Origin of the sequence: Comamonas composti DSM 21721, assembly GCF_000429845.1 — a bacterium.
Classification (GTDB): Bacteria; Pseudomonadota; Gammaproteobacteria; order Burkholderiales; family Burkholderiaceae_C; genus Comamonas; species Comamonas composti.
The window spans coordinates 200,813-224,842 of record NZ_AUCQ01000007.1; the positions used below are offsets into that span (position 1 = coordinate 200,813).

The 24,030-nt window shown below is 63.2% G+C and carries 20 protein-coding genes and 2 riboswitches; of the genes, 14 read left to right on the plus strand and 6 right to left on the minus strand.

Annotated elements, in window-relative coordinates; all coding sequences use genetic code 11:
* Positions 1-54: 54 nt before the first annotated feature.
* The 4 genes from G486_RS0107485 to G486_RS0107505 all read right to left on the minus strand — a co-directional run bounded on the left by G486_RS0107485 (position 55) and on the right by G486_RS0107505 (position 3,395).
* Entirely contained in the window at positions 55-510 is a 456-nt protein-coding gene (locus G486_RS0107485; protein ID WP_027014983.1) for an Lrp/AsnC family transcriptional regulator, read from the minus strand.
* A 372-nt stretch (positions 511-882) separates the two neighbouring features.
* Entirely contained in the window at positions 883-1,740 is an 858-nt protein-coding gene (locus tag G486_RS0107495) for a methylenetetrahydrofolate reductase (RefSeq protein ID WP_027014985.1), read from the minus strand.
* A 75-nt stretch (positions 1,741-1,815) separates the two neighbouring features.
* Positions 1,816-2,484 (minus strand): epoxyqueuosine reductase QueH, encoded by a 669-nt coding sequence (locus tag G486_RS0107500; RefSeq protein WP_027014986.1) that lies wholly within the window; start codon positions 2,482-2,484, stop codon positions 1,816-1,818.
* On the minus strand, positions 2,484-3,395 hold the full coding sequence (locus G486_RS0107505) for a LysR family transcriptional regulator (protein WP_027014987.1): 912 nt from the start codon (positions 3,393-3,395) through the stop codon (positions 2,484-2,486). Before G486_RS0107505 ends, G486_RS0107500 begins: the two co-directional genes overlap by 1 nt.
* Before the next feature lie 199 nt (positions 3,396-3,594).
* Between G486_RS0107505 and msuE the strand changes: the two genes are divergently transcribed.
* The 13 genes from msuE to G486_RS0107570 all read left to right on the plus strand — a co-directional run bounded on the left by msuE (position 3,595) and on the right by G486_RS0107570 (position 19,674).
* Positions 3,595-4,176, plus strand: coding sequence for an FMN reductase (gene msuE / locus G486_RS0107510; RefSeq protein WP_027014988.1), 582 nt, complete (start codon positions 3,595-3,597; stop codon positions 4,174-4,176).
* A gap of 141 nt (positions 4,177-4,317) precedes the next feature.
* A complete protein-coding gene (locus G486_RS0107515) occupies positions 4,318-5,301 on the plus strand; it encodes a DUF1852 domain-containing protein (RefSeq protein ID WP_027014989.1) in 984 nt (327 codons plus the stop codon).
* A gap of 28 nt (positions 5,302-5,329) precedes the next feature.
* Positions 5,330-6,358, plus strand: coding sequence for a methionine synthase (locus G486_RS0107520; RefSeq protein ID WP_027014990.1), 1,029 nt, complete (start codon positions 5,330-5,332; stop codon positions 6,356-6,358).
* A gap of 292 nt (positions 6,359-6,650) precedes the next feature.
* Positions 6,651-6,742, plus strand: a riboswitch (glycine riboswitch).
* Positions 6,743-6,757: 15 nt separating this feature from the next.
* Positions 6,758-6,864: riboswitch (glycine riboswitch) on the plus strand.
* 54 nt (positions 6,865-6,918) lie between these two features.
* Positions 6,919-8,064 (plus strand): glycine cleavage system aminomethyltransferase GcvT, encoded by a 1,146-nt coding sequence (gene gcvT, locus G486_RS0107525; RefSeq protein ID WP_027014991.1) that lies wholly within the window; start codon positions 6,919-6,921, stop codon positions 8,062-8,064.
* Positions 8,065-8,165: 101 nt separating this feature from the next.
* Positions 8,166-8,540 carry a glycine cleavage system protein GcvH gene (gcvH, locus tag G486_RS0107530; RefSeq protein WP_027014992.1) on the plus strand — a complete coding sequence of 125 codons (375 nt, stop codon included), beginning with the start codon at positions 8,166-8,168 and terminating at the stop codon, positions 8,538-8,540.
* Positions 8,541-8,639: 99 nt separating this feature from the next.
* On the plus strand, positions 8,640-11,540 hold the full coding sequence (gene gcvP, locus G486_RS0107535; protein WP_027014993.1) for an aminomethyl-transferring glycine dehydrogenase: 2,901 nt from the start codon (positions 8,640-8,642) through the stop codon (positions 11,538-11,540).
* Between the two features lie 80 nt (positions 11,541-11,620).
* Positions 11,621-13,816: a PAS domain-containing hybrid sensor histidine kinase/response regulator gene (locus G486_RS0107540; RefSeq protein ID WP_027014994.1), complete on the plus strand. Its 2,196-nt coding sequence runs from the start codon at positions 11,621-11,623 to the stop codon at positions 13,814-13,816.
* Complete coding sequence (locus G486_RS0107545; protein ID WP_027014995.1) at positions 13,800-14,501, plus strand: RluA family pseudouridine synthase; 702 nt, start codon at positions 13,800-13,802, stop codon at positions 14,499-14,501. The genes G486_RS0107540 and G486_RS0107545 overlap by 17 nt, the downstream gene beginning before the upstream one ends.
* Before the next feature lie 319 nt (positions 14,502-14,820).
* Positions 14,821-15,942, plus strand: coding sequence for a high-affinity branched-chain amino acid ABC transporter substrate-binding protein (locus G486_RS0107550; protein ID WP_027014996.1), 1,122 nt, complete (start codon positions 14,821-14,823; stop codon positions 15,940-15,942).
* Positions 15,943-16,044: 102 nt separating this feature from the next.
* Positions 16,045-16,971, plus strand: coding sequence for a high-affinity branched-chain amino acid ABC transporter permease LivH (gene livH, locus G486_RS0107555; protein ID WP_027014997.1), 927 nt, complete (start codon positions 16,045-16,047; stop codon positions 16,969-16,971).
* The gene (locus G486_RS0107560) at positions 16,971-18,203 is read left to right on the plus strand and encodes a high-affinity branched-chain amino acid ABC transporter permease LivM (protein ID WP_027014998.1); all 1,233 of its coding nucleotides are present in this window, start codon (positions 16,971-16,973) and stop codon (positions 18,201-18,203) included. Before livH ends, G486_RS0107560 begins: the two co-directional genes overlap by 1 nt.
* Complete coding sequence (livG, locus tag G486_RS0107565) at positions 18,200-18,967, plus strand: high-affinity branched-chain amino acid ABC transporter ATP-binding protein LivG (RefSeq protein ID WP_027014999.1); 768 nt, start codon at positions 18,200-18,202, stop codon at positions 18,965-18,967. Before G486_RS0107560 ends, livG begins: the two co-directional genes overlap by 4 nt.
* Before the next feature lie 5 nt (positions 18,968-18,972).
* Positions 18,973-19,674, plus strand: a complete 702-nt coding sequence (locus G486_RS0107570) for an ABC transporter ATP-binding protein (RefSeq protein ID WP_034386931.1) — start codon at positions 18,973-18,975, stop codon at positions 19,672-19,674.
* Positions 19,675-19,912: 238 nt separating this feature from the next.
* Here the strand turns inward: G486_RS0107570 and G486_RS0107575 are convergent, their stop codons facing one another.
* Both G486_RS0107575 and G486_RS0107580 read right to left on the minus strand, forming a co-directional pair.
* Entirely contained in the window at positions 19,913-20,896 is a 984-nt protein-coding gene (locus tag G486_RS0107575) for a Bug family tripartite tricarboxylate transporter substrate binding protein (protein ID WP_027015001.1), read from the minus strand.
* A 277-nt stretch (positions 20,897-21,173) separates the two neighbouring features.
* Positions 21,174-21,944 carry an SDR family NAD(P)-dependent oxidoreductase gene (locus G486_RS0107580; protein ID WP_027015002.1) on the minus strand — a complete coding sequence of 257 codons (771 nt, stop codon included), beginning with the start codon at positions 21,942-21,944 and terminating at the stop codon, positions 21,174-21,176.
* Positions 21,945-22,229: 285 nt separating this feature from the next.
* Between G486_RS0107580 and G486_RS0107585 the strand changes: the two genes are divergently transcribed.
* Positions 22,230-24,029 (plus strand): nitrite/sulfite reductase, encoded by a 1,800-nt coding sequence (locus G486_RS0107585; protein WP_027015003.1) that lies wholly within the window; start codon positions 22,230-22,232, stop codon positions 24,027-24,029.
* The last annotated feature ends 1 nt before the right edge of the window (position 24,030 follow it).

Consider the following 24,030-nt stretch of genomic DNA (forward strand, 5'->3'; position numbering starts at 1 on the left):
CGCTCTGACGAGCGCACCGGTGCGCGAGCCGCCAGACCTGGCCGCGCCCCGGCATCAAATGCCCAGCGGCAAATCCGCCTTCTTGAGCGTGCGCAGCACAAAGCTCGACTGGCTGTGGCGTATGCCCTTGATCTTGTAGAGCTTCTCGCGCAGCAGGCGTTCGTAATCGCGTGTGTCCTTGACGACCACGCGCAGCAGATAGTCGTAATCGCCCGAGACCAGATGCGCCTCCACGACCTCGGGAATGCTGGCCAGCATTTCGCCGAACTTCTCCAGCGTATTGTCCGAGTGGCTGTCCAGCGTGACCATGACCAGCACCGTATCGCCCAGACCCAGGGCCAGGGGGTTCAGGCGCACGGTATAGCCCTCGATGGCGCCGCTTTCCTCCATTTTTTTGATGCGCGCCCAGCACGGCGACGGGCTCAGGCCCACGGCCTGGCCGATCTCCTGCAGGCTTGCGCGCGCATTCGCCTGCAGCACGCAGAGAATCTTCTTGTCCAGCCTGTCCATGCACCTTGCTTTCTTTGAAATTCAATAATTCAGAATATTTTGCTTCAATAACAGCTTTTCAACAGAAAAAAGAGTAAATACAACTGCAGGCAATAACGCATACTTGCTACACACAAGTCGCTCTTACCGGAGCGCACAGCAGGGCAAGACCCCGGCAGGCTACCGCACGCCAGAGGGTACTTTCCAGACCAGCGCCATACCTGGCGTCATCACGGTCGGCTGTATCGCAAAGCGCCCCGGGCCCGGGGCGCTTTTCTTTTTTCCGAGAAGCTTCGCCAAGAGCTTCCAGGCCAGGCAAGACAAGCGCAATGAGGGGCACAGTGCGGGGGCCCCGTGCGGGCGCACACTGCACACAAGCGCTCTCGTCAAAGACTAGGCAGCGCGGGTGCGGTACTGCGCTATCCAGCTGACAGACTGTGCAATGCCTCCAAAGGGAAAAAAGTGCAGGCTCACCCTGCCATGTGCCTCGGTGAGGCCTGCGGCCAGGCGGTCCACCAGACGGTCCGGCCCTGCTGTGCCGAACAGCTTGCCGATGGACACGCCGTACTTGGACCATACCGATGCGCAGGCGCCGACGCCGCACAAGGCGGCATAGCGTGCCAGCACCGCGACGCCCGCAGGCCCTGGCACACCGATGCGCACGGGATGGTGGACACCACGCTCGCGCAGGGTTTGCAGCCAAGCCAGCACGGCGTCGGCATCGAAGGCAAACTGGGTGACGATCAAGGGCCTCATGCCGCGCTGCTCTATGCTGCGGCACTTGCTTTGCAACACATCCCAGCCGTCGGACATGCCCATGGCGGGATGGCCTTCGGGGTGGCCAGCCACACCAAGCACCTGGATGCCCGAGCGCTCGAATACGCCGGTTTCGATCAGCGAGGCGCTGTCGGGGAAGGGGCCAGCCGGGGTGGATGGATCTCCCGCGATCACAAAGCACTGCCTGACACCGGCCTCGGCCACCGCACACTGAACGAAGGACTCCAGTTCGGCCAGTGAAGTCATGCGGCGCGCAGAAAGGTGTGGCATGGGCTCCAGGCCAAGCCCGCGCACGGCCTGCGCTGCGGCCAGTCGCGCTGCATTGTCCTGGTTTGCCAGGTAGGGAATGGAAATGGTGGAGCCGGGCACTATCTGGGGCGCTGCGGCGGTCAGGGCTGCCATGTCTTTGGCGCTGACTTCCAGCGAGTAGGCGTCGGTGACAGGGGCTGCGCGCCTGGAATTCTCGGGATGCATCAAGGGTCTTGCCATGTTTGGCGGGTCTGGGGGATGTGTTGGAGATGCCAGCACTGAGCGCACTGGCAAGACGCCTCAGTCTTTCGGGGAGCCTTCCTCGCCGTAGAACAGCACGCCCAACTGGATGCGCTCGCGGCCAGTTTCCACCCGGTGCCGGTTGGTGTCGCGCAGCGAGTAGACGCAGCCGCAGTACTCCTGCTGGTAGAAGTTCTCGCGCTTGCTGATCTCGATCATGCGCGCCGAACCACCACCCTTGCGCCAGTTGTATTCCCAGTACATCAGGCCGGGGTACCTGGCCGCCGCACGCACGCCGCAGTCGTTGATCTGCTGCATATTCTTCCAGCGCGAAATGCCCAGCGAGCTGGTGATTACCGGAAATCCATGTTCATGCGCATACAGCGCTGTGCGCTCGAAACGCATGTCAAAGCACATGGTGCAGCGCACGCCGCGCTCGGGTTCGTGCTCCATGCCCCTGGCGCGCTCGAACCAGTTGTCCCGGTCGTAGTCCGCATCGATAAAGGGCACGCCGAACTGCTCGGCAAAGCGGATGTTCTCGTTTTTGCGCAGCTCGTATTCCTTGAGCGGGTGGATGTTGGGGTTGTAGAAGAAGATGGTGTAGTCGATGCCGGAGGCCAGCATGGCCTCCATGACCTCGCCCGAGCAGGGCGCACAGCAGGAGTGCAGCAGCACCTTGTTGTGGCCGCCGGGCAGGGGCAGCGCTTGGCGTTCAGCGGTGTTGTGCATCAGTGGGTCTCCTGCACCATGGTGGCCGTGGCAGATTGGCGGGCCAGCTCGATAAAGGCCCGCACGTAGTCGATGGCGGTGTCCGTCTCGCGTGCGCCCAGAAAGATCTGCTTGGCGATGCCGCGCGCGCCCAGGCGCACGGGCACCACGTCCATCTTGGTGGCGTATTCCTCGACCAGCCAGCGTGGCAGCGCGGCGACGCCGCGCCCGCTGGCCACCATCTGCAGCATGATGTCGGTGGTCTCTATGGCCTTGTGGCGCCTGGGCGTGACGCCGGCGGGCAGCAGGAATTGGTTGTAGATATCCAGGCGCTCGATGTCCACGGGATAGCTGATGAGCACTTCCTGGGTCAGTTGCCGGGGCTTCACATAGGCCGCCGTGGCCAGGGCATGGCCTTTGGGTACGACAAGCACCTGCTCGTAGTCGAATACCGGCTCGAACTTCAACCCCGGCTTGAACAATGGGTCGGGCGTGACCAGCAGGTCGATCTCGTAGCCGAAGAGCGCACCTATCCCGCCGAACTGGAACTTCTGCTTGACGTCCACATCCACGTCCGGCCACGCGGTCAGATAGGGGGCAACGATTTTGAGTAGCCACTGGTAGCAGGGATGGCATTCCATGCCTATGCGCAGCGCACCGCGTTCGCCCTGCGCAAATTGGCCCAGACGCTCTTCGGCCAGATCCAGCTGTGGCAACACCCGGTTGGCCACTGCCAGCAGGTACTGGCCGGCCTGCGTCAGGCGCAGGCTGCGGCCTTCGCGCAGCCAGATGTCGGTGCCCAGTTGCTGCTCCAGTTTCTTCATGCTGTGGCTGAGGGCGGACTGGGTCAGGTGAAGCACACCGGCAGCTGCGGTCAACGAGCCTTGCTTCTCGACCTGCTGGACGATGCTGAGATGGATGCGCTCAAGCATTTGAATGATTCAAATTAATGGATGTATGAGATAAGACCATTTTACTTCATTGATCAATATCAATACGATCGGCCCCTCTTGTGCACTTGCATGCCGAGGCGCAGTCATGGAGACCCGTGACTGTCTGAGGTTGCGAGGGGCAGGAGCCAATCTCGACGCTGCGCCACAGCTCTCGTTTTGTCCTTGATTGAAAGCAGAAATGACACGTCCACTCCGCGTCGTAGCGGTTTCCGGCGGATTGCAGCGCCCCTCCAAGTCTGCCGCCCTGGCTGCACATCTGGTGGACCTGATAGCCCACGAAGTTCCGTGTGAGCCACACATGGTCGAGTTGGGGCAGCTTGCACCGCAGCTTGCTGGCGCAGTCTGGCGCTCGCAGCTGCCCGACGCGGTCGAGCAGGAGCTGGCTGAAGTCGAGAAAGCAGACGTGCTGGTGGTGGTGACGCCGGTTTTTCGTGGCGCCTATACGGGCCTGTTCAAGCATTTCTTCGACTTCATTCACCAGGATGCATTGATCGACAAGCCTGTGTTGCTGGCTGCCACGGGCGGCAGCCAGCGCCATGCCCTGGTGATTGACCACCAGTTGCGGCCACTATTCAGCTTTTTCCAGGCACGCACATTGCCGCTGGGTGTCTATGCGACCGACCAGGATTTTGTGGACTACCGCCTGCAAAGCGAGACCTTGATCCAAAGGACCCAATTGGCAGTCCAACGCGCATTGCCTTTGATAGAGCTGGGCTGCCATGCAAGCCTTGCCAGCGCCGAGGAGATGGCTGCGGCCTGAAGCCTTGTAACCCGACTGCCAACGATCACCTGCCAATGCCCAGATTCCCCCACTGCTGTGGAAATCATGCGCAGCGCGAGGTTTAAAAGCACCGAATAAACATATTCATATTTTTCAGATAATTCAGCCTAGGCAAGCACAATGAGCAAAGATTTCGCATTCAGCATCAAGAGCATTTGTTTTGATGAGAACTACCATCCATCGGACAGTACGCGCATCACGACCAATTTTGCCAATTTGGCCAGAGGTGTCAGCCGTCAGGATAATCTGCGCAAGACGCTCAGGATGATTGACAACCGCTTCAACAGCTTGGCCTACTGGGACAATCCAAAGGGTGATCGCTATGCGGTGGGAATAGAAATCATCTCCGTTGAGATGAATATTGAATCAGAAGCCCGCAGCAACGCATTTCCGTTGATCGAGATATTGCAGGCAAAGATTTTTGACAAGAAAACAGGCAAGCATATTGACGGCATTGTTGGCAACAACTTTTCCTCTTATGTACGCGACTATGATTTCAGCGTACTTCTGCTGGAGCACAACAGCAACAATTCCACGTTCAGCACGCCGGCTGAATTTGGTGTGCTGCATGGAAAGCTGTTCAAACACTTCATAAGCTCCAAGGCCTACCAGCAGCATTTCAGCAAGCCGCCAGTCATCTGCATCAGCGCCTCCACCAGCAAGACCTATCAGAGGACGGAAAATCGCCACCCCATACTGGGGATTGAATATCGGCAAAATGAGCTTTCTTCAACGGACCAGTATTTTGAAAAAATGGGGCTGAAAGTGCGTTATTTCATGCCGCCCCATAGTGTTGCTCCATTGGCTTTTTATTTCCAAGGCGACCTGCTTGGTGACTACACCGATCTGGAGTTGATTGGCACCATCAGTATGATGGAGACTTTTCAAAAAATTTACCGACCCGAGATTTACAACGCGAATTCTGTGGCAGGAAATTTTTACCAACCAAGCCTCAAGAACCAAGATTATTCTTTGACTCAGATTGTCTATGACCGCGAAGAGCGCAGCCAGTTGGCGGTGAAGCAAGGAAAATTCACAGAGGAGCACTTCATCAAGCCATACAAGAGCATGCTTGATCAATGGGCCGCCAATTACGCTCTCTAATCAACCCAAATACACGAAAGCCCTGATCATGAAGAAATTACTGCCCACCTCAACAGCCGGCAGCCTGCCGAAACCCTCTTGGCTCGCACAACCCGAGAAGCTCTGGTCGCCCTGGAAATTAGAGGGCGATGAATTGCTTGAGGGAAAACAAGATGCTTTGCGCCTGTCGCTGCAGGAGCAGCAGCACGCTGGCATTGACATCGTCAGTGACGGCGAGCAAACCCGTCAGCATTTTGTCACCACATTTATCGAACACCTTGACGGAGTCGACTTTGAGAAACGTGAAACCGTCAGGATTCGCGACCGCTATGATGCGAGCGTGCCGACCGTTGTGAGCGCGGTAAGCCGCCCAAAGCCTGTATTTGTAGAAGACGCCAAGTTTTTGCGCCAGCAAACCAAGCAGCCTATCAAGTGGGCTTTGCCTGGCCCGATGACGATGATCGATACGCTCTATGACGCACACTACAAGAGCCGTGAAAAACTGGCCTGGGAGTTTGCCAAGATCCTCAACCAGGAAGCTAGGGAACTGGAGGCTGCAGGCGTTGACATCATCCAGTTTGATGAACCTGCATTCAATGTCTTTTTTGATGAGGTGAACGACTGGGGTATCGCCACCCTGGAACGTGCGATTGAAGGGCTCAAATGCGAAACTGCCGTGCATATTTGCTACGGCTATGGCATCAAAGCCAATACCGATTGGAAAAAAACGCTGGGCTCGGAATGGCGTCAATATGAAGAGTCTTTTCCCAAACTGCAGCAATCCAATATCGACATCATTTCACTGGAATGCCAGAACTCTCATGTCCCCATCGACCTCATCGAGCTCATTCGTGGCAAGAAAGTGATGGTCGGAGCCATTGATGTGGCTACCGAGAACATTGAAACGCCCGAAGAAGTAGCCAACACCCTGAGGAAAGCACTTCGGTTTGTCGATGCCGACAAGCTCTACCCTTGCACCAACTGCGGCATGGCGCCTTTGCCCCGTCATGTGGCCCGAGGCAAACTCAATGCACTCAGCGCAGGCGCAGCCATCATCCGGGCTGAGCTTTCGGTTTAAGACCGTATTTTCGGTCTCCTCGGCGCCGCGCCAGTGTCTTGGCTCGATGGGATGCGAGATGCGATACCGCACGATAGCCCAGCTATTGCAAGGATTCGCTTTCGACGCAGACCACCTGCAAGGGCACTGGCCCGCAGGGCTGGAGCGAAGTCAAGCGGGGCCGACAGTCTGGCAACCCGCAGGGCCACATAACGCCTGATCCTCCACGATGGCGGCATGAAGTCATGGATATCACCTAGACCTCTTGGATTTCGCCAAAATTGCACGGTCGGTCCGCACAAAATAGTTAGAATTTTTTGCGTCAGGAGAGAGTCCGCATGGCGCGGGCCGCCGAAGGCGCAGGGGCAGTCCCGAACGCTCAGGCAAAAGGACTGACACCGCCTGCCGCCACGGCCACAGGCGTTCCCAGCTGGAGAGAGATGGCCCAGGCCATCCACCGAAGGAGCAAACCCCGCGCATGGAAGGCGAGGGCGAATCTCTCAGGTAAAGCGGACAGCGGGACCAGGTACTCGGCATGCCGAGCTGCACCCCATCCCTGCTCTTACGGAAAGAAAGTGCCCTTGTCCTCCTCCACTGCTTCCAACTGCGCCCCGGCCCTGCTCCAGACTCCACTCTTTGCACTGCACCAGGAACTGGGTGCACGCATGGTGGGCTTTGCCGGTTACGCCATGCCTATGCAATACGGTCAGGGTCTCATGGCCGAGCATTTGCACACGCGCCGGGCCGCAGGCCTGTTCGATGTCTCCCACATGGGGCAGATCCGCTTGCTCGGCGAACAGGCCGATGCAGCCCTCGAATCCCTGATTCCGATGGATGTGCTGGGGCTGGCCCGGCACCATCAGCGCTACGGCCTGCTGCTCAATGACGAGGGCGGCATTCTTGACGATCTGATGCTGGTGCGCCGTGAGCAGGATCTGCTTCTCATCGTCAACGGCGCCTGCAAGAAAGCCGACCTGATCCACATGCTGGCCCACATAGGCCAGCGCTGCGACATCCGGCCCGAATTCGATCGCGGCCTGCTGGCCCTGCAGGGGCCTCTGGCCGCGACCGCACTGGCGCGCCTTCTGCCCCAGGTGCAGCAACTGGTCTTCATGACGGGCGCGCACTTTCAGTGGCAGGGAAGCGATCTCTACATCACGCGCAGCGGCTATACCGGCGAGGATGGTTTCGAGATTTCCGTGCCCGCAACCCAGGCCGAAGCCCTGGCCCGCGCCCTGCTGGCCCAGCCCGAGGTTGCGCCCGTGGGGCTGGGGGCACGCAACTCCCTGCGGCTGGAGGCCGGCCTGTGCCTGTATGGCAATGACTTGGACAGCTCGACCACGCCTGTGGAGGCCAGTCTTTCCTGGTCCATGCAAAAGTCCCGGCGCGCTGGCGGCGAGCGGGCCGGCGGCTTTCCTGGCGCCGACCGCGTGCTCGCGCAACTGCAGTCGCCCGAGTCACTCACGCGCAGGCGCGTGGGTCTGATCGCACAGGAGCGCGTGCCTGTACGCGAACCCGCAGAATTGCAAAACGCCCAGGGACAGCGCGTAGGCCAGGTCAGCAGCGGCCTGCTGTCCCCCACGCTGGACCTGCCGATTGCCCTGGCCTATGTTCAACCCGGCCACGCAGTCGCAGGCAGCGAGCTGTTCGCTCTGGTACGCGGTAAGCGCATTCCCATGAAGGTCACAGCCACGCCTTTTGTGCCTGCGCGCTACCACCGGGGCTAGTTGGGGATGCTCCTCAGCAATTGCAGCCCCTCCGACTTGCCCTAAAGTTCGGACAGACCTTTCTCCAACCCTTTTCACGATTTTTCATTCCGGAGCACGCCATGAGCATTCAATATTCCAAGGATCACGAGTGGGTAGACGCCAGCGACCCTGCGGCCACCGTCGTCGGCATCACGGTCCATGCCCAGGACGCGCTGGGCGACGTGGTCTTCGTCGACCTGCCGGCCGTGGGCACCACCTTTGCCCAGGGCGAAGTGGCCGGTGTGGTGGAATCCGTCAAGGCCGCAGCCGACGTCTTCATGCCTGTGAGCGGAGAGATCGTGGCCGTCAATGAAGACCTGCGCGCCGACCCTTCGCTGGCCAACAGCGATCCCTTGGGCGCCGGCTGGTTCTTCAAGATCAGGCTCAGCGACGCCGGCCAGTTGAGCGCACTGCTTGACGAGGCCGCCTATACGGCCTTTGCACAGAACGCATGATGAACTCCAGGGGCGCGCAAGCGCCCTTGTTCTTTTGCCGGGCCTGAGAAACCTCCCAGGCCGGTGCTTGGTACAACACTTTCTTGAGACAGGTCTGCCATGCTGATGATCGGCCCCCATCCTCTTGCCGCCCTCGAAACCCCCGGAGAGTTCCAGGCCCGCCACATAGGGATCGCGCCCGAAGACGAGGCCCGGATGCTGAGCGTCATAGGTGCAGCCTCGCGCCAGGCCCTGGTCGATGCCGTGGTGCCGGCAGCCATACGCAAAAGTGGGCCCATGGCCCTGCCCCCCCCTATGGGTGAGGCCCAAGCCCTGGCCGAGCTCAAGGCCTTGGCGCGCAGAAACCGCGTGCTCAAGAGCTTCATAGGCCAGGGCTACTACGGCACGCATACGCCTGGCGTGATCCTGCGCAACATCCTGGAGAATCCGGCCTGGTACACAGCCTATACGCCCTACCAGGCCGAGATCAGCCAGGGTCGCATGGAGGCGCTGATCAACTTCCAGACCATGGTCTGCGATCTCACGGCCATGCCGATTGCCAATGCCTCCATGCTCGACGAGGCCACGGCAGCGGCCGAGGCCATGACCCTGGCCAGGCGCATGGTCAAAAGCCCCAGCCAGCGCTTTGTGGTCGCAGGCGATGCACACCCGCAGACCATTGAAGTCATCCAGACCCGGGCCCGCCCGCTGGGCATCGAGGTCGTGCTCGCCGACTCGCGCCAGGAGTGGGATGCCCTGCTCGCAGGTGACTACTTCGCGGTGCTCGCCCAGTACCCGGCCACCAGCGGTCGCCTCGAAGACCTGGGCGCCGATGTGCAGACCGTGCACGCCAGGCAGGCGGCCTTCATCGTGGCGGCCGATCTTCTGGCCCTGAGCCTGATCAAGCCGCCCGGTGAATGGGGGGCCGACATCGTGATCGGCAGCAGCCAGCGCTTTGGCATGCCCATGGGGGCGGGCGGCCCGCATGCGGGCTTCATGGCCTGCCGCGACGAATACAAGCGCTCCCTGCCGGGACGACTGGTCGGCGTCAGCCTGGACAGCCAGGGGCAGCCTGCCTACCGGCTGGCCCTGCAGACGCGGGAGCAGCACATACGCCGCGAAAAGGCCACCTCCAACATCTGCACGGCCCAGGTGCTTCCGGCCGTCATCGCCAGCATGTATGCGGTCTACCACGGCCCGCAGGGGCTGGCTCGCATTGCACGTCGCGTGGCCACCTATACGGCCATACTCGCCAAGGGACTGGCCCAGCTGGGAGCGCCCTTGCGCTCCATCCCCTGCTTCGACACCCTGAGCCTGCACACTGGAGAAGCTACAAAAAAAATAGCTGACCGCGCTGTATCCATGGGCGCGAACCTCAGAATCTACTTTGAAGAGTATCTGTGCATCTCGCTGGACGAGACCACGACGCGCGCCGATGTCGAGCTGATCTGGCAGATCTTCGCCCAGGACGGACAGCCCCTGCCGCGCTTTGCGGATTTCGAGCATGGCCTAGAGCCCCTGATCCCCCAGCATCTGTTGCGCAGCAGCCGCTTTCTCACCCACCCGGTCTTCAACAGCCACCATAGCGAGACTGCCATGCTGCGCTACATACGCAGGCTCGGCGACAAGGACCTGGCCCTGGACCGCAGCATGATCCCCCTGGGCTCGTGCACCATGAAGCTCAACGCCACCAGCGAGATGATCCCCATCACCTGGCCGGAGTTCGCCCACATCCACCCCTTTGCCCCGGCCGACCAGTTGCAAGGCTATGCCGCGCTGGATGAGCAGTTGCGCGCCTGGCTTTGCGAAGCCACCGGCTATGCAGGCGTCAGCCTGCAGCCGAATGCGGGCTCGCAAGGTGAGCTCGCGGGCCTGCTCGCGATTCGCGCCTACCACCAGGCCCAGGGCCAGGAGCAGCGCGACATCTGCCTGATCCCCAGCAGTGCCCATGGCACGAATCCGGCCAGCGCGCAGATGGCCGGGCTGCAGGTCGTGGTCACGGCCTGTGATGCCCGGGGCAATGTGGACCTGGCCGATCTGCGCGCCAAGTGCGCGCTCTACGGCGAGCGCCTGGCCTGCGTGATGATCACCTACCCCAGCACGCATGGCGTGTTCGAGACCCGGATTCGCGAGCTCTGCGAGCTTGTGCATGCGCACGGCGGCCGGGTCTATGTGGACGGGGCCAACATGAATGCCCTGGTCGGCCTGGCTGCGCCCGGCGAGTTCGGCGGCGATGTGAGCCACCTGAACCTGCACAAGACCTTTTGCATCCCGCATGGCGGCGGCGGCCCCGGCGTGGGGCCGGTCTGCGTGGTCGAGGACCTCGCGCCCTATCTTCCCGGCCATGCCACGGCGGCCGGGAACAGCAGCGACAGCATGCATGTCGGCGCCGTGTCTGCGGCGCCTCTGGGCAATGCCGCAGTGCTGCCCATCAGCTGGATGTACATCCGCATGATGGGGGAAGCCGGCCTGAGGCAGGCCAGCGAGACCGCCATCCTGAGCGCCAACTACATCAGCGCCCGACTCGCAAGACATTACCCCACGCTGTATGCAGGCGACAGCGGCCATGTGGCCCACGAGTGCATTCTCGACCTGCGCGACCTCAAGAGCAGCAGCGGCGTGCTGGCCGAAGACGTGGCCAAGCGCCTCATGGACTACGGTTTTCATGCCCCCACCCTGTCCTTTCCCGTGCCCAATACGCTCATGGTCGAGCCCACGGAAAGCGAGAACCTGGACGAGATCGATCGCTTCATCGCCGCCATGATGGCCATACGCGAGGAGATCCGCGAGATCGAACAGGGCTTGCAGCCCCAGGACGACAACCTGCTCAAGAACGCCCCGCACACCGCAGCCAGCCTGCTCAAGCAGGAATGGACACACCCCTACAGCCGCGAGCGCGCAGCCTACCCACTGGCCTCGCTGCGCGAGACCAAGTACTGGAGCCCTGTGGGGCGTGTGGACAACGTGCATGGCGATCGCAACCTGTATTGCAGCTGCATTCCCGTGCAGGACTACGCATAGCAGGCCTGGGCGCTTGTGGCTGCTGCAACCTGCGCTTACACTCCAAAGCCGTCCGCGCCCCTGCGCCCAATTGCCGCGCCATGAGTTCTCCGACAACACCAGACGCATCAGATGACAGCAGCGGACTTCCGCTGCATGCGCTGTTGATGCCCACCCCTCAACAGCCTGCCCCCCCGCCCCGTCCACCCGAGCCCGACCCATTGCAGGCCTTGGTGGTCGAGTTGCGCAATTACCAGCGCGAGCTGGAAATCCAGAACCGTGTTCTGGACTACAGCCAGGCCGTGGCCGAGAGCGCATCCGAGCGCTTTGAGGCACTGCTCGCCAGCATCCCCCTGCCCTTGCTGGTACTCGACGAGCACGACATGGTGGTGCAGGCCAACGCCATGGCCCACAGCGCCTTTCAGCCCACGGAGCGCGACCGGCTGCTGGTCTCCTTCATGCCTTTCGTGCAGGAGCAGGATCTGGACCGCGTGCGCAGCGCCTTTCTTGCGGCGCGCGACTTTGGCCGCAGCGAGGTCAACGAGGTCTCGTTCAGGATCACCGAAGAGAGAATGCTGCGCGGCGACCTGCACATTGCCTGCGTCGCCATTCCCCAGCAGGACGGCCAGCCCGTGGCCCAGTACCTGTGCGCCGTGGTCGACCAGGGCCCGCTGCTGGCCGAGCGCCAGGCCCTGCAGCAGCGCAACCAGCAGCTCTTCTCCAGCGAGCGCCGACTGGAGTCGGTGATCAACTCGGCGCTGGATGCCATCATCTGCCTGGACCAGGACCAGCGCATCACGGTCTTCAACCCCGCCGCCGCCGCCTTGTTTCTGTGCCCGCCGCACGACGCTCTCGGATCGGAACTTGCGCGCTTTCTACCGGATGCAGCCCATGCCCTGGCGTTTGCGCCCCTGGCGACACAGGCCGTTCTGGGAGAGATGAGCGCACGCACGGCCAGCGGCCGCGAGGTGCCGGTCGAGGTCAGCATCTCCTTCGAGCACCACAGCGGCGGCGAGACCACGACCGTGTTCGCGCGCGATCTGACCAGCCGCAAGAAGGCCGAGGCCCAGCGCAACGAACTCGAAGCGCAATTGCGCGAATCCCACAAGATGCAGGCCCTGGGCACGCTGGCCGGGGGCATAGCCCATGACTTCAACAACATCGTGGGTGCCATCCTCGGCAATGTGGAGCTGGCCAAGGCCGACAGCCAGAACAATCAGGCCGCCTTGGAAAGCCTGGGAGAAATCGAGAAAGCCGGACGCCGGGCGCGCGACCTGGTGCGCCAGATACTGACCTTCAGCCGCAATGAGCCGCCTCAGCGCCGCCCCGTACAGGTCAAGGAAGCCATGCACGACACGGCCAAACTACTGCGCGTGACCCTGCCTCCGGCCATCGAGCTCCTGGTGCACGTACCCGAGCAGTTGCCCCCCATCCTGGCCGATGCCATGCAGGTGGAGCAAGCCTTGTTCAACCTCTGCTCGAATGCCGTGCACGCGCTGGCCGACAGGCGCGGGCTGGTGCAGATGGAGGCCGAGCTGCTGCGCCCCGACCAGCGGCTGTGCGAGCGCCTGGGCCTGTCCCAGGTCAGCTACCTGGCCCTGTCCGTGCAGGACAACGGCCCCGGCATGGAAGCCCAGACCGTGCGGCGCATCTTCGAGCCCTTCTTCACCACCAAGCCCGTGGGCCAGGGCACGGGCCTGGGTCTGCCTGTGGTTCACGGCGTAATGCGCACCCATGGCGGCGCCGTCGACGTCTACAGCGTGCCCGGCCAGGGCAGCCGCTTCACGCTGTACTTCCCATTGGCCGATCTGCCCGGGGGTGGCGAAAGCCCGCCCCAACCGGCGGCGGCATTGACAGCGCCTGCACTGGCTCCCGCTGCGGCGCCCGTCCTGGCCAGCGCCGCCTCGGCCGCTCCTCCCTCGGGCCATCATGTGATGTATGTGGACGACGACCAGGCTCTGGTGCTGCTGCTGCAGCGCCTGCTGGGCCGGCGCGGCTACCGGGTCAGCGGCTTCACCGATCCGCATGCTGCAACCGCAGCCCTGCGCGAGGCGCCTCATGCATACGACCTTCTGGTCACCGACTACAACATGCCCGGCTACAGCGGCATCGACCTGGTGCGCGAGGCTCTGGGCATACGGCCCGAGCTACCCATCGCCCTGGCCTCGGGCTACATCACGGCCGAGATCGAGCAAGCCGCGCTGGCGGCAGGCGCCAGAGCCCTGATCTACAAACCGAATGACGTGGAAGAGCTGTGCTCCACCGTGCACCGCCTGCTCAATGAACCAGGCCCCTGATTTTCTGCGCTGCCTGTATGCCGATGATGACTTGCTGGTGCTCGACAAGCCTTCAGGCCTGCTGTGCGTGCCCGGGCGTGGCCCCGACAAGCAGGACTGCCTGAGCGCACGCGCCGCCAGCCGCTGGGCCGATGCCCTGGTGGTCCACAGGCTGGACCAGGCAACCTCGGGCCTGGTGCTGATGGCGCGCAACCCGCCCGGCCAGCGCCGGCTCAGCCAGGACTTTGCCGAGCGGCGCGTGCACAAGCGCTATGCGGCCGTGGTCCACGGCCGTCCGCCAGCCAAGGACTGCGGCCTGCTAGCGCCAGCTAGCGAGACTGCTTCGGCCTGTGGCCCGGAGCCCGGCTGGCACTGCATCGACCTGCCGATTGCAGCCGACTGGGAGCGGCGCCCCCTGCGCATCATCGATGCCGAGCGCGGCAAGCCCAGCCAGACCCTGTGGCGCACCATGGAGCAGATGTCGCCCGACCGCACCCGTGTGGAACTGCAACCCCTGACCGGGCGCACCCATCAGTTGCGCCTGCACCTTGCGGCCATCGGCCACCCTATTCTGGGAGACGCACTCTATGCGCCACCCCAGGTCCAGCAGGCCGCCACGCGGCTGCTGCTGCATGCTCAGGCCCTGGAGTTTGCGCATCCGGCAACCGGTGCCTGGATGCGGTTCGAGGCCGCTGCCGATTTCTGAAACCTGCTGCATTGGCCCGTAAAATGTAGTTGTGATAGCGCTACAACGACAGAAATCATATCCCCCGAAGGCACTTGGGCATTCATGCTTTCATCGCAAACCGGCATTCTTTTGTGCCGGACATGTCGTCTAAGTATCCGATTTGTTTAATTCTTTTTTCAGCATCAGCGGCTAGCGAAAAGCATTAATCCACGCCACCCCCGGATACCCTGTTGCGATTTATTACTAGTCGATTACTCTGGAACTCTTTGCGCGACCTGTCCCTACAGGGGCTGTCGCGTTTTTCAGAACACTTTACCCAAAGTTGAAGGAAATCCTCATGCAGATTCCGTTTCGCATGCACACCGTTGTCGCTGCACTGGGCCTGGCCGGCGCAGCCCTGTTTTCCACAGCGCATGCGCAAGTCAAGATCGCGCTGGTGATTCCCACCACAGGTCCCCTGACCCAATATGGCGACATGGTCAAGGAAGGCGTGAATACCGCTGTCGAACTCGCTAATGCAGGCGGTGGCATCAATGGCAAGAAGATCGAGCTCGTTCCCGTGGACGATGCCTGCGAGCCCAAGCAGGGCCCGGTTGCCGCCAACCGCGTGGTCAATGCCAAGATCGGCTATGTGATCGGCCCCGTGTGCTCGGGTGCATCGATTGCCGCAGCGCCCATCTACAACAACGAAGGCGTGGTCGTGCTCACGCCCTCGGCCACCGCACCGGCCCTGACCGACGGCAAGAACTACCACTTCATCTTCCGCACCATCGGCCGCGACGACCAGCAGGGTCCGGCCGCAGCCAAGTTCATCCTGGACAAGGCCAAGCCCAAGAAAGTAGCCGTGCTGCATGACAAGCAGTCCTACGGCCAGGGCATTGCCGCTTCGGTGCGCGACGACCTCAAGAAGGCTGGCGTGCAGGTGGCCCTGTTCGAAGGCATCAATGCCGGCGACAGCGACTACTCGGCCGTGATCACCAAGCTCAAGAGCGCAGGCGTGGACTTCGTCTACTACGGCGGCTACCACCCCGAAATGGGCCTGCTGCTGCGCCAGGCTTCGGAGCAAGGCCTCAAGGTGCGCATGATGGGCCCCGAAGGCGTGGGCAACCCCGAGGTGAATGCGATTGCAGGCAACTCCGTCGAAGGCATGCTGGTGACCCTGCCTGCGGACTTTGCCTCCAACGCCAAGAACGCGGCCGTGGTCAAGGCCTTCCAGGACAAGAAGCGCAATGCCTCGGGCGCCTTCCAGCTCACGGCCTTTGCCGCCACCCAGGCCTTGATCGAAGGCATCAAGGCCGCAGGCGACAACCCTGCCAAGGTGGCCGATCACCTGCACAAGTCCACGGTGGAGACCGTGCTCGGCCCGATCTCCTGGAACAAGCAGGGTGACCTCAAGTCCTTCGATTTCCAGGTCTACCAATGGCACAAGGACGGCAGCAAGTCCATCGCAGCCAAGTAATCCACCTCTAAGAGTGTGTCCGGGGCATGTCTTGTGTGCATGCCCCGGATCATTGCATTTTGGCCTTTCAGGCCTTTTCCTGTTTAGGGGTGGCAAAACATCATGTCTGAATTTTTACCTCAGCTGTTGCAACAGCTGTTCAACGGCCTATCCCTGGGCGCAATTTATGCGCTGATCGCCATTGGCTACACCATGGTCTACGGCATTATCGGGATGATTAACTTCGCCCATGGCGACATCTACATGATCGGTGCCTATATCGGCCTGGTCACGCTGTCGGCCATTGGCACGCAAAGCGGATTGCCGGTCTGGGCGATTATCGGACTCATGCTCGTGGTTTCGGTTTTCATTACCGGCGCCTATGGCCTGGTGGTCGAGCAGGTGGCCTATAAACCGCTGCGCCGCAGCCCGCGTCTGGTGGCCCTGATATCGGCCATTGGCATGTCCATCTTTTTGCAGAACTGGGTGGCCCTGGGCCAGGGCGCGCGCGACATGGCCGTGCCCTCGCTGATTCCCGGCGCCCTGCGCTTTGGCGCCGAGGGCGGCTTCGAAGTCTATGTGCCCTACTCTCGCATTCTCATCATCGTCGTGGCCGTGGTGCTCATGGTGCTGCTCACGCTGTACATACGCCACTCGCGCATGGGCCGTGCCTCGCGCGCCTGCGCCCAGGACATGCACATGGCCAACCTGCTGGGCATAGACACCAACCGCGTGATCTCGTTCACCTTTGTGCTGGGCGCCATGCTGGCCGCCGTTGGCGGGGTGCTGATTGCGCTAGCCGTGGGCAAGCTCAATCCCTTCATCGGCTTTCTGGCCGGCATCAAGGCCTTTACCGCAGCCGTGCTGGGCGGCATAGGCTCGATTCCCGGCGCCATGCTGGGCGGCGTGCTGCTGGGCGTGGCCGAGACGTTTGCAGCCGCCTATATCTCGTCGGAATACAAGGACATCGTGGCCTTCGGCCTGCTGGTGCTGATCCTGCTGTTCCGTCCCACGGGCCTGCTCGGCAAACCCGAGGTGGAGAAGGTCTGATGCGCAAGAAGATCAATCTGCAAGGCGCCCTGATCGCCACCGTGATGACGGCCCTGGTCGTCATTCCCATCTTCGGCCTGCACCTGGAGCGCGCAGGCAGCCGCACCGTCATCAATCCCGAGTGGAGCACGGTGATCTGGGCCTGCGCCCTGGTGTTCGTGGCGCAGTTGCTGCGCCCCCTGCTCGCGCGCGTGCTGCCCAGGATCAGCCTGCCCGCCCTGCCCCAGGCCCGTCCCTCGCACCGCAACGGGCTGATCCTCGCGGCGCTGCTGATCGCCGTCTCCTGGCCGTTCTTCGCGGGCCGCAATGCGGTGGACATCGCCACCCTGGCCATGATCTACGTGATGCTGGGCCTGGGCCTGAACATCGTCGTGGGCTTTGCCGGCCTGCTGGACCTGGGCTTTGTGGGCTTTTACGCCGTGGGCGCCTATACCTACGGCCTGCTGTTCCACTGGGCCGGCTGGTCGTTCTGGGAGGCCTTGCCGCTGGCCGGTGCAGCCGCAGCCCTGTTCGGCTTTGTGCTGGGCTTTCCCGTGCTGCGCCTGCGCGGCGACTATCTGGCCATCGTGACCCTGGGCTTTGGCGAGATCATCCGCCTGCTGCTGGTGAATCTGACCGACTGGACCGGCGGGCCCGACGGCATCTCCAGCATTCCCAAGCCCACGGTCCTGGGCCTGGAGATGACGCGCAGCCCCAGCGTGGAAGGTGGCACCACGTTCCACCAGTTCTTCGGCCTGGAGTTCAACTCGCTGCACATGGTGATCTTTCTCTACCTCATGGCCTTGCTGCTGGCCCTGGCCACGCTGTGGGTGTCCAACCGCCTGGTGCGCATGCCCATAGGCCGCTCCTGGGAGGCGCTGCGCGAGGACGAGATCGCCTGCCGCTCGCTGGGCCTGAACCCCATGCGGATCAAGCTGTCGGCGTTCACGCTGGGCGCCATGTTCGCGGGCTTCGGCGGCGCCTTCTTCGCTGCGCGCCAGGGCATCGTCAACCCCGAGTCCTTCACCTTCATCGAGTCGGCGCTGATCCTGTCCATCGTGGTGCTGGGCGGCATGGGCTCGCAGCTGGGCGTGATCGTCGCGGCCATCGTGCTGACCGTGCTGCCCGAGCTCGCGCGCGAGTTCTCCGAGTACCGCATGCTGATCTTCGGCCTGGTCATGGTGCTGATGATGATCTGGCGCCCCCAGGGGCTGCTGCCCATGCGCCGCCGCCATGTGGAGGTCCAGCCATGAGCGAGTATCTGCTGCAAGTCAAGGATCTGAGCATGCGCTTTGGCGGCCTGCTGGCCGTGGACCAGGTGAGCTTCGAGGTGCGCCCCCAGGAGGTGTTTGCGATCATCGGCCCCAACGGCGCGGGCAAGACCACGGTGTTCAACTGCATCAGCGGCTTCTACCAGCCCAGCGGCGGCACCGTGCTGCTGGACGGGCGCTCCATCGCGGGCGCGAGCAGCCACCAGGTGGCCAACCACGGCGTGGTGCGCACTTTCCAGAACGTGCGCCTGTTCAAGTCCATGACGGCGCTGGAAAACCTGCTCGTGGCCCAGCACGGCCAGTCACGCGCCTCGCTGCTGGCCGGGCTGTTCAACACCGCCGGCTACCGCCGCAGCGAGGAGGAAAAGATCGAGCGCGCCCTGCACTGGCTGGACTTCATGGGCCTGCGCGAGTTCGCCAACCGCGAGGCCGGCAACCTGGCCTACGGCCATCAGCGCCGCCTGGAGATCGCGCGCTGCATGATCACCCAGCCGCGCGTGCTCATGCTCGATGAGCCCGCCGCCGGCCTCAATCCGCAGGAGAAGAAGGACCTGCAGGCCCTGATCGACCGGCTGCGCCGCGAGTACGGCGTGGCCGTGCTGCTGATCGAGCACGACATGGGCCTGGTCATGGGCGTGTCCGAGCGCATTCTGGTCATGGAGTACGGCAAGCCCATCGCCCTGGGCCTGCCCGAGGCGATTCGCAATGATGAACGGGTCATCAAGGCCTATCTGGGAGAAGCCTGATGGCCATGCTGGAACTGGAAAACATTAGCACCCACTACGGCGCCATCTGCGCGGTCAACCAGGTCAGCCTGCACGTGAACCAGGGCGAGATCGTCTCGCTGATCGGCAGCAACGGCGCGGGCAAGACCTCGCTGCTCATGACCGTCTGCGGCAACCCGCGCGCAAGCTCGGGCCTGATCCGCTTCGAGGGCGAGGACATCACCCAGCTGTCCACGCACCACATCATGCGCAAGGGGATTGCGGTCTCGCCCGAAGGGCGGCGCGTGTTCCCCGACCTCACGGTCACCGAAAACCTCAAGATGGGCGGCTTCTTCCTCGACAAGCAGGGCATAGAGGCCGGCATCGCGCATGTGTTCGAGCTGTTCCCGCGCCTGCGCGAACGCGCCCACCAGCGCTCGGGCACCATGAGCGGCGGCGAGCAGCAGATGCTGGCCATAGGCCGGGCCCTGATGAGCCGGCCGCGCCTTTTGCTGCTCGACGAACCCACGCTGGGCCTGGCGCCGCTGATCATTGCGCAGATCTTCGAGATCATCCAGATGATCCGCTCCGAGGGCGTGACCGTGTTCCTCGTCGAGCAAAACGCCAACCGCGCGCTGCAGATCGCGGACCGCGGCTATGTGCTGGAGACCGGCGCCGTGGTGCTGGAGGACACGGGCGCCAACCTGCTGCGCAACGACGCGGTGCGGCGGGCATACCTGGGCGCGTAGCGCCCCTGGTCTTGAGGCATTAAAAAATGAGCTGCCAGCGCTTGATTCCATTGGATTTCAGATCGTTTTCAACCTGAAACCCAGAAGGGGCAAGCACTGGCAGCTCTTGTTTTGAGTAGCGACGGGTTACTGGGTCAAAGCGATGGCATCTAAATCCCCAGCCTGAGCCTTTGCCCCCATCCCCGGCCCCGAAGAGGAGGGCTTTGACGGCATCGATTGTGAGATGCCATCGCCCTGTTTACTGGATGCTTGCGCCCGAGGATTCCACCAGCTGCCTGGACTGGCTGAAATCCAGCTTGAACATCTTGTCGAACTCGGCCACGCTCATGGCCTGAGGCTCGGCGCCCTGGGTCTGTATGGCCTCGCGCACTTCGGGCAGGGCCAGCAGCTTGTTGACCTCGGCATTGACCTTGGCGACCACGGCTGCAGGCGCATTCCTGGGCATGAACAGGCCATACCAGGTGCTCACGTCAAAGCCCTTGAGGCCGGTCTCGGCCAGCGTGGGCGTGTCGGGCAGGGAGGACGAGCGCCTGGCCGAGGTCACGGCCAGCGCGCGCAGCTTGCCCGACTTGATCTGGCCTATGGCCGAAGGCACGGACGAGACCAGCAGGTCCACATTGCCGGCCAGCGCGTCCATGAGCGCGGGGTTGGAACCCTTGTAGGGCACATGGGTGAGCTCTATGCCAGCGGCCTTTTCCAGCAACACGCCCGCAATATGGATGCTGGTGCCGTTGCCCGGCGAGCCATAGGTGATCTTGCCCGGCTGCTGCCTGGCCGCGGCCACCACATCGGCCATGCTCTTGTAGGCCGAGTTCATGCTGGTCGCGATGACGATGGGCGTGTAGGCCACATGGGCCACGGGCGTCAAATCCTTGACCGGATTCCAGGGCAGGCTCTTGTAGAGGTAGGGGCCCAGCACCACGTTGTCCTTCTGGCCCATGACCATGTCATAGCCCGTGGGCGCGCTCCTCACGGCCTCGGTGATGCCTATCGTGCCGCCCGCGCCCGCGCGGTTGTCGGGCACCACGGTCCAGTGGCTGATCTCGGTGAGCTTGTTGGAGATCACGCGCGCCAGAATGTCCGTGCCGCCCCCGGGCGGAAACGGCACGATGAGGCGCACGGGCTTGTTCGGATAATCGGCGGCCGCATTCTGGGCGGCGGCACCAAAGCTCATGCCCATGGCGGCGGCCATGGTGGTGCAGGCAATCAGTTGGCGAAACATGAAAAGGCAACTCCCGAAATTTTGAAATCCGGCCCCGGATCAGGGCCCGGCCGGCGCGCGGGCCGGCCTGCAGGCAGGTGTGGCACACAAGCATGTGTCGTGCTTTTCGGGCCGGCCGGATCAGGCCTGACCGGACGCGGCGCCTGTAAGCCCCGGCCCGGCACCCATGAGTGCGTCTAGGACCTGCATTGTCGCCGCAGCCGCATGCCCCGAGGCCGACACTGCGCCATGGTGCAGGTTTTTGCTCTTAGAACGTGTTTACGATCTGAGAGTCTGCTCAGGCCTGCCGCACATCCGCCACAGGCTGCTCGCCGAAGTCGGGCCGCTCCAGCCAGGCCAGCACGCGCTGCGCCGCCTCTTCGGGCGATGTCAGGCTGCCGGTCTGCTGGAGCCGGGCAAAGTTCGCCAGATCCGGGAAATCCTGGGCCGCAGCGCTGCGCAACTGCACCTGCATGTCGGTGTCGATCACCCCCGGCGCCAGCGAACAAATGCGCGCGCCATGGGGCTTGAGCGCCTCATCCATGGCCACGCTGCGGCTGAAGTGGTCCATGCCGGCCTTGGCCGCGCAATAGGCGGCCTGGGAGGCGATTGCACGCCGGCCCAGGCCCGAGGAGATGTTGAGCACCTTGCGCGGCCCGTTCCAGTCTTCGGTGGCCGCCAAAAAGGCCGCCGTGAGCAGCATGGGCGCCTCCAGGCCCACGCGCATGGCCTTTGCAATGTCTGCCGCGTCCAGCCGCGACAGCGGCGCGATCTGCGGAATCACGCCCGCGTTGTTGATCAGCGTGGCGCTCGCATAGCGGCCCGGCTGCTGGCCCGCCAGCCATTCGCCCAGGCGCCGGGCCGCAGCCTCGGGCTGGGCCAGATCAAGACTCCACTGCTCGATCCCGCCACCGGACTGCGCGGCCACGCCGGCCAGCTCCTCGCTGGTGGAGCGCGACAAGGTGATCAGCAGCCGGTCTGCGGCCAGCAACTGCCTGGCCATGGCCAGGCCCATGCCGCGCGAAGCGCCGGTCAGTATCGTCAAATGCTTGCAAGAGGATTCAGTCATGGGCGCCATGGTAGCGCCCGCAGATGCGCGGCAGCAGCACCGGTCCAACACCATCCTCGCAATGCGTGAATCGTGGCCTGCGCCGCAGCGCCAGGCCGTAGCCCGCACCACAGCTCGCGCATATGCTTATCCGCATAAGGGCAGGACAAAACAATCGTTGGGTTTTATATGGGGCTTGCCTAAAGTCCGGGCCATACGGGGTTGGGCGCCAGGGCCCAAAGGCCTGCAGATGCCGCACCGACCCCGATCCAGCCGCAGCCGGGCTGCACCTCACGACCTAGCGCCATGTACCAATACACAGAATTCGATACCCAGTTCCTACGTCTGCGCGCCCAGCAGTTTCGCGACCAGCTGGAGCGCTGGCAGCGCGGCGAGCTCAGCGATGAGCAATTGCTGCCGCTGCGCCTGCAAAACGGCTGGTACATACAGCGCTATGCGCCCATGGCCCGCATCGCCGTGCCCTATGGCGAAATCAGCAGCCGCCAGCTGCAGGTGCTGGCCCACATCGCGCGCGAATACGACAGGCCCGAGCCCGAGCTGCTGGCCCATGCCCAGACCTCGCAGGACGCATTGCAGGCCGCCCAGCCCGGCCTCACGCTGGCCGCCGCGCCGCTGCAATACGGCTACGGCCACTTCACCACGCGCACCAATGTGCAGTTCAACTGGATTCCCATCACGCGCGCAGCCGATGTCATGGACCTGCTGGCCGAGGTCAACATGCACGGCATACAGACCAGCGGCAACACCATCCGCAACATCACCTGCGAAGCCTATGCGGGCATTGCGGCCGACGAGATTCTGGACACCCGGCCCTTTGCCGAAATCGCGCGCCAGTGGAGCACGCTGCATCCGGAGTTCGCCTTTTTGCCGCGCAAGTTCAAGATTGCCTTCAACGGCGCCGAGGAAGACCGCGCGGCCACGGGCTGGTACGACATCGGCCTGCAGGCGCGCCGCGCGGGCGAAGGCCAGGACCCCGACGCCGTGGGCTTTACCGTCAAGGTCGGCGGCGGCATGGGACGCACGCCCGTGATCGGCAGCGTGCTGCGCGAGTTCCTGCCCTGGGACCAGTTGCTCAACTACATGGAAGCCATCATCCGCGTCTATAACGGCTATGGCCGACGCGACAACAAGTGGAAGGCACGCATCAAGATCCTCGTCAAGTCCGAGGGCCAGAAATTCGTGGACGCCGTGGAGGCCGAGTACCGCGCCATCATCGAGCAGGACGGCGCGCCCCACACCATCAGCCGCGCCGAGCTGGAGCGCGTGCAGGCCAGCTTTGTCGTGCCCGAGCTCAAGCCCGCGAACCAGCCCAGCCAGGTCAAGCCCGAAGGCCAGCTCTACCAGCGCTGGCTCCAGCAGAACGTGCGCGGCCACCGTCTGCCCGGCATGGCCGCCGTGACCCTGTCGTTCAAGCGCGTGGGCTTTGCGCCCGGCGACGCCGATGCCGACACCCTGGACGCACTGGCCGAGCTGGCCCAGCAGTTCAGCGCGGGCGAGGCAAGACTCACGCACGAGCAGAACCTGCTGCTGCCCTGGGTGTTCGAAAGCGACCTGCCGGCCCTGTACGAAGCCGCACGCGCCCTGGGCCTGGCCCAGCCCAACATCGGCCTGCTCACGGACATGATTGCCTGCCCCGGCGGCGATTACTGCGCGCTGGCGAATGCGCGCTCACTGCCGATTGCAGCCGCCATCACCGAGCGCTACCAGGACCTGGACGAGGTCGCCGACCTCGGCCCCATCGATCTGCACATGAGCGGCTGCATCAACTCCTGCGGCCACCACCACAGCGGCCACATCGGCATTCTGGGCGTGGACAAGGACGGCAAGGAGTGGTACCAGGTCACGCTGGGCGGCTCGGACGGCTCGGCCCTGTCGGGCCCGGCCCTGGCCGGCAAGGCCGTGGGGCCGGCCTTCTCCGCCGCTGAAGTACCCGACGTGATCGAGGCCGTGCTCGCCACCTTCCGCGAGCTGCGCCAGCCCGGCGAATTCTTCATCGACGCACTGCGCCGCCTGGGCCACGACCCCTTCAAGAGCGCAGCCAATGCCGCGCGCCAGCCCAAGGCCGAAGAGGCGCTGGCCGAGTAAG

Coding starts and splice junctions, on each gene's coding strand:
- livH (WP_027014997.1), top strand. CDS start 16,045: ATGTCTGAATTTTTACCTCAGCTGTTGCAACAGCTGTTCAACGGCCTA.
- G486_RS0107505 (WP_027014987.1), bottom strand. CDS start 3,395: ATGCTTGAGCGCATCCATCTCAGCATCGTCCAGCAGGTCGAGAAGCAA.
- G486_RS0107570 (WP_034386931.1), top strand. CDS start 18,973: ATGCTGGAACTGGAAAACATTAGCACCCACTACGGCGCCATCTGCGCG.
- G486_RS0107485 (WP_027014983.1), bottom strand. CDS start 510: ATGGACAGGCTGGACAAGAAGATTCTCTGCGTGCTGCAGGCGAATGCG.
- gcvH (WP_027014992.1), top strand. CDS start 8,166: ATGAGCATTCAATATTCCAAGGATCACGAGTGGGTAGACGCCAGCGAC.
- msuE (WP_027014988.1), top strand. CDS start 3,595: ATGACACGTCCACTCCGCGTCGTAGCGGTTTCCGGCGGATTGCAGCGC.
- G486_RS0107495 (WP_027014985.1), bottom strand. CDS start 1,740: ATGCATCCCGAGAATTCCAGGCGCGCAGCCCCTGTCACCGACGCCTAC.
- G486_RS0107500 (WP_027014986.1), bottom strand. CDS start 2,484: ATGCACAACACCGCTGAACGCCAAGCGCTGCCCCTGCCCGGCGGCCAC.
- G486_RS0107515 (WP_027014989.1), top strand. CDS start 4,318: ATGAGCAAAGATTTCGCATTCAGCATCAAGAGCATTTGTTTTGATGAG.
- G486_RS0107560 (WP_027014998.1), top strand. CDS start 16,971: ATGCGCAAGAAGATCAATCTGCAAGGCGCCCTGATCGCCACCGTGATG.
- G486_RS0107540 (WP_027014994.1), top strand. CDS start 11,621: ATGAGTTCTCCGACAACACCAGACGCATCAGATGACAGCAGCGGACTT.
- gcvP (WP_027014993.1), top strand. CDS start 8,640: ATGCTGATGATCGGCCCCCATCCTCTTGCCGCCCTCGAAACCCCCGGA.
- G486_RS0107575 (WP_027015001.1), bottom strand. CDS start 20,896: ATGTTTCGCCAACTGATTGCCTGCACCACCATGGCCGCCGCCATGGGC.
- G486_RS0107580 (WP_027015002.1), bottom strand. CDS start 21,944: ATGACTGAATCCTCTTGCAAGCATTTGACGATACTGACCGGCGCTTCG.
- G486_RS0107585 (WP_027015003.1), top strand. CDS start 22,230: ATGTACCAATACACAGAATTCGATACCCAGTTCCTACGTCTGCGCGCC.
- livG (WP_027014999.1), top strand. CDS start 18,200: ATGAGCGAGTATCTGCTGCAAGTCAAGGATCTGAGCATGCGCTTTGGC.
- G486_RS0107520 (WP_027014990.1), top strand. CDS start 5,330: ATGAAGAAATTACTGCCCACCTCAACAGCCGGCAGCCTGCCGAAACCC.
- G486_RS0107550 (WP_027014996.1), top strand. CDS start 14,821: ATGCAGATTCCGTTTCGCATGCACACCGTTGTCGCTGCACTGGGCCTG.
- G486_RS0107545 (WP_027014995.1), top strand. CDS start 13,800: ATGAACCAGGCCCCTGATTTTCTGCGCTGCCTGTATGCCGATGATGAC.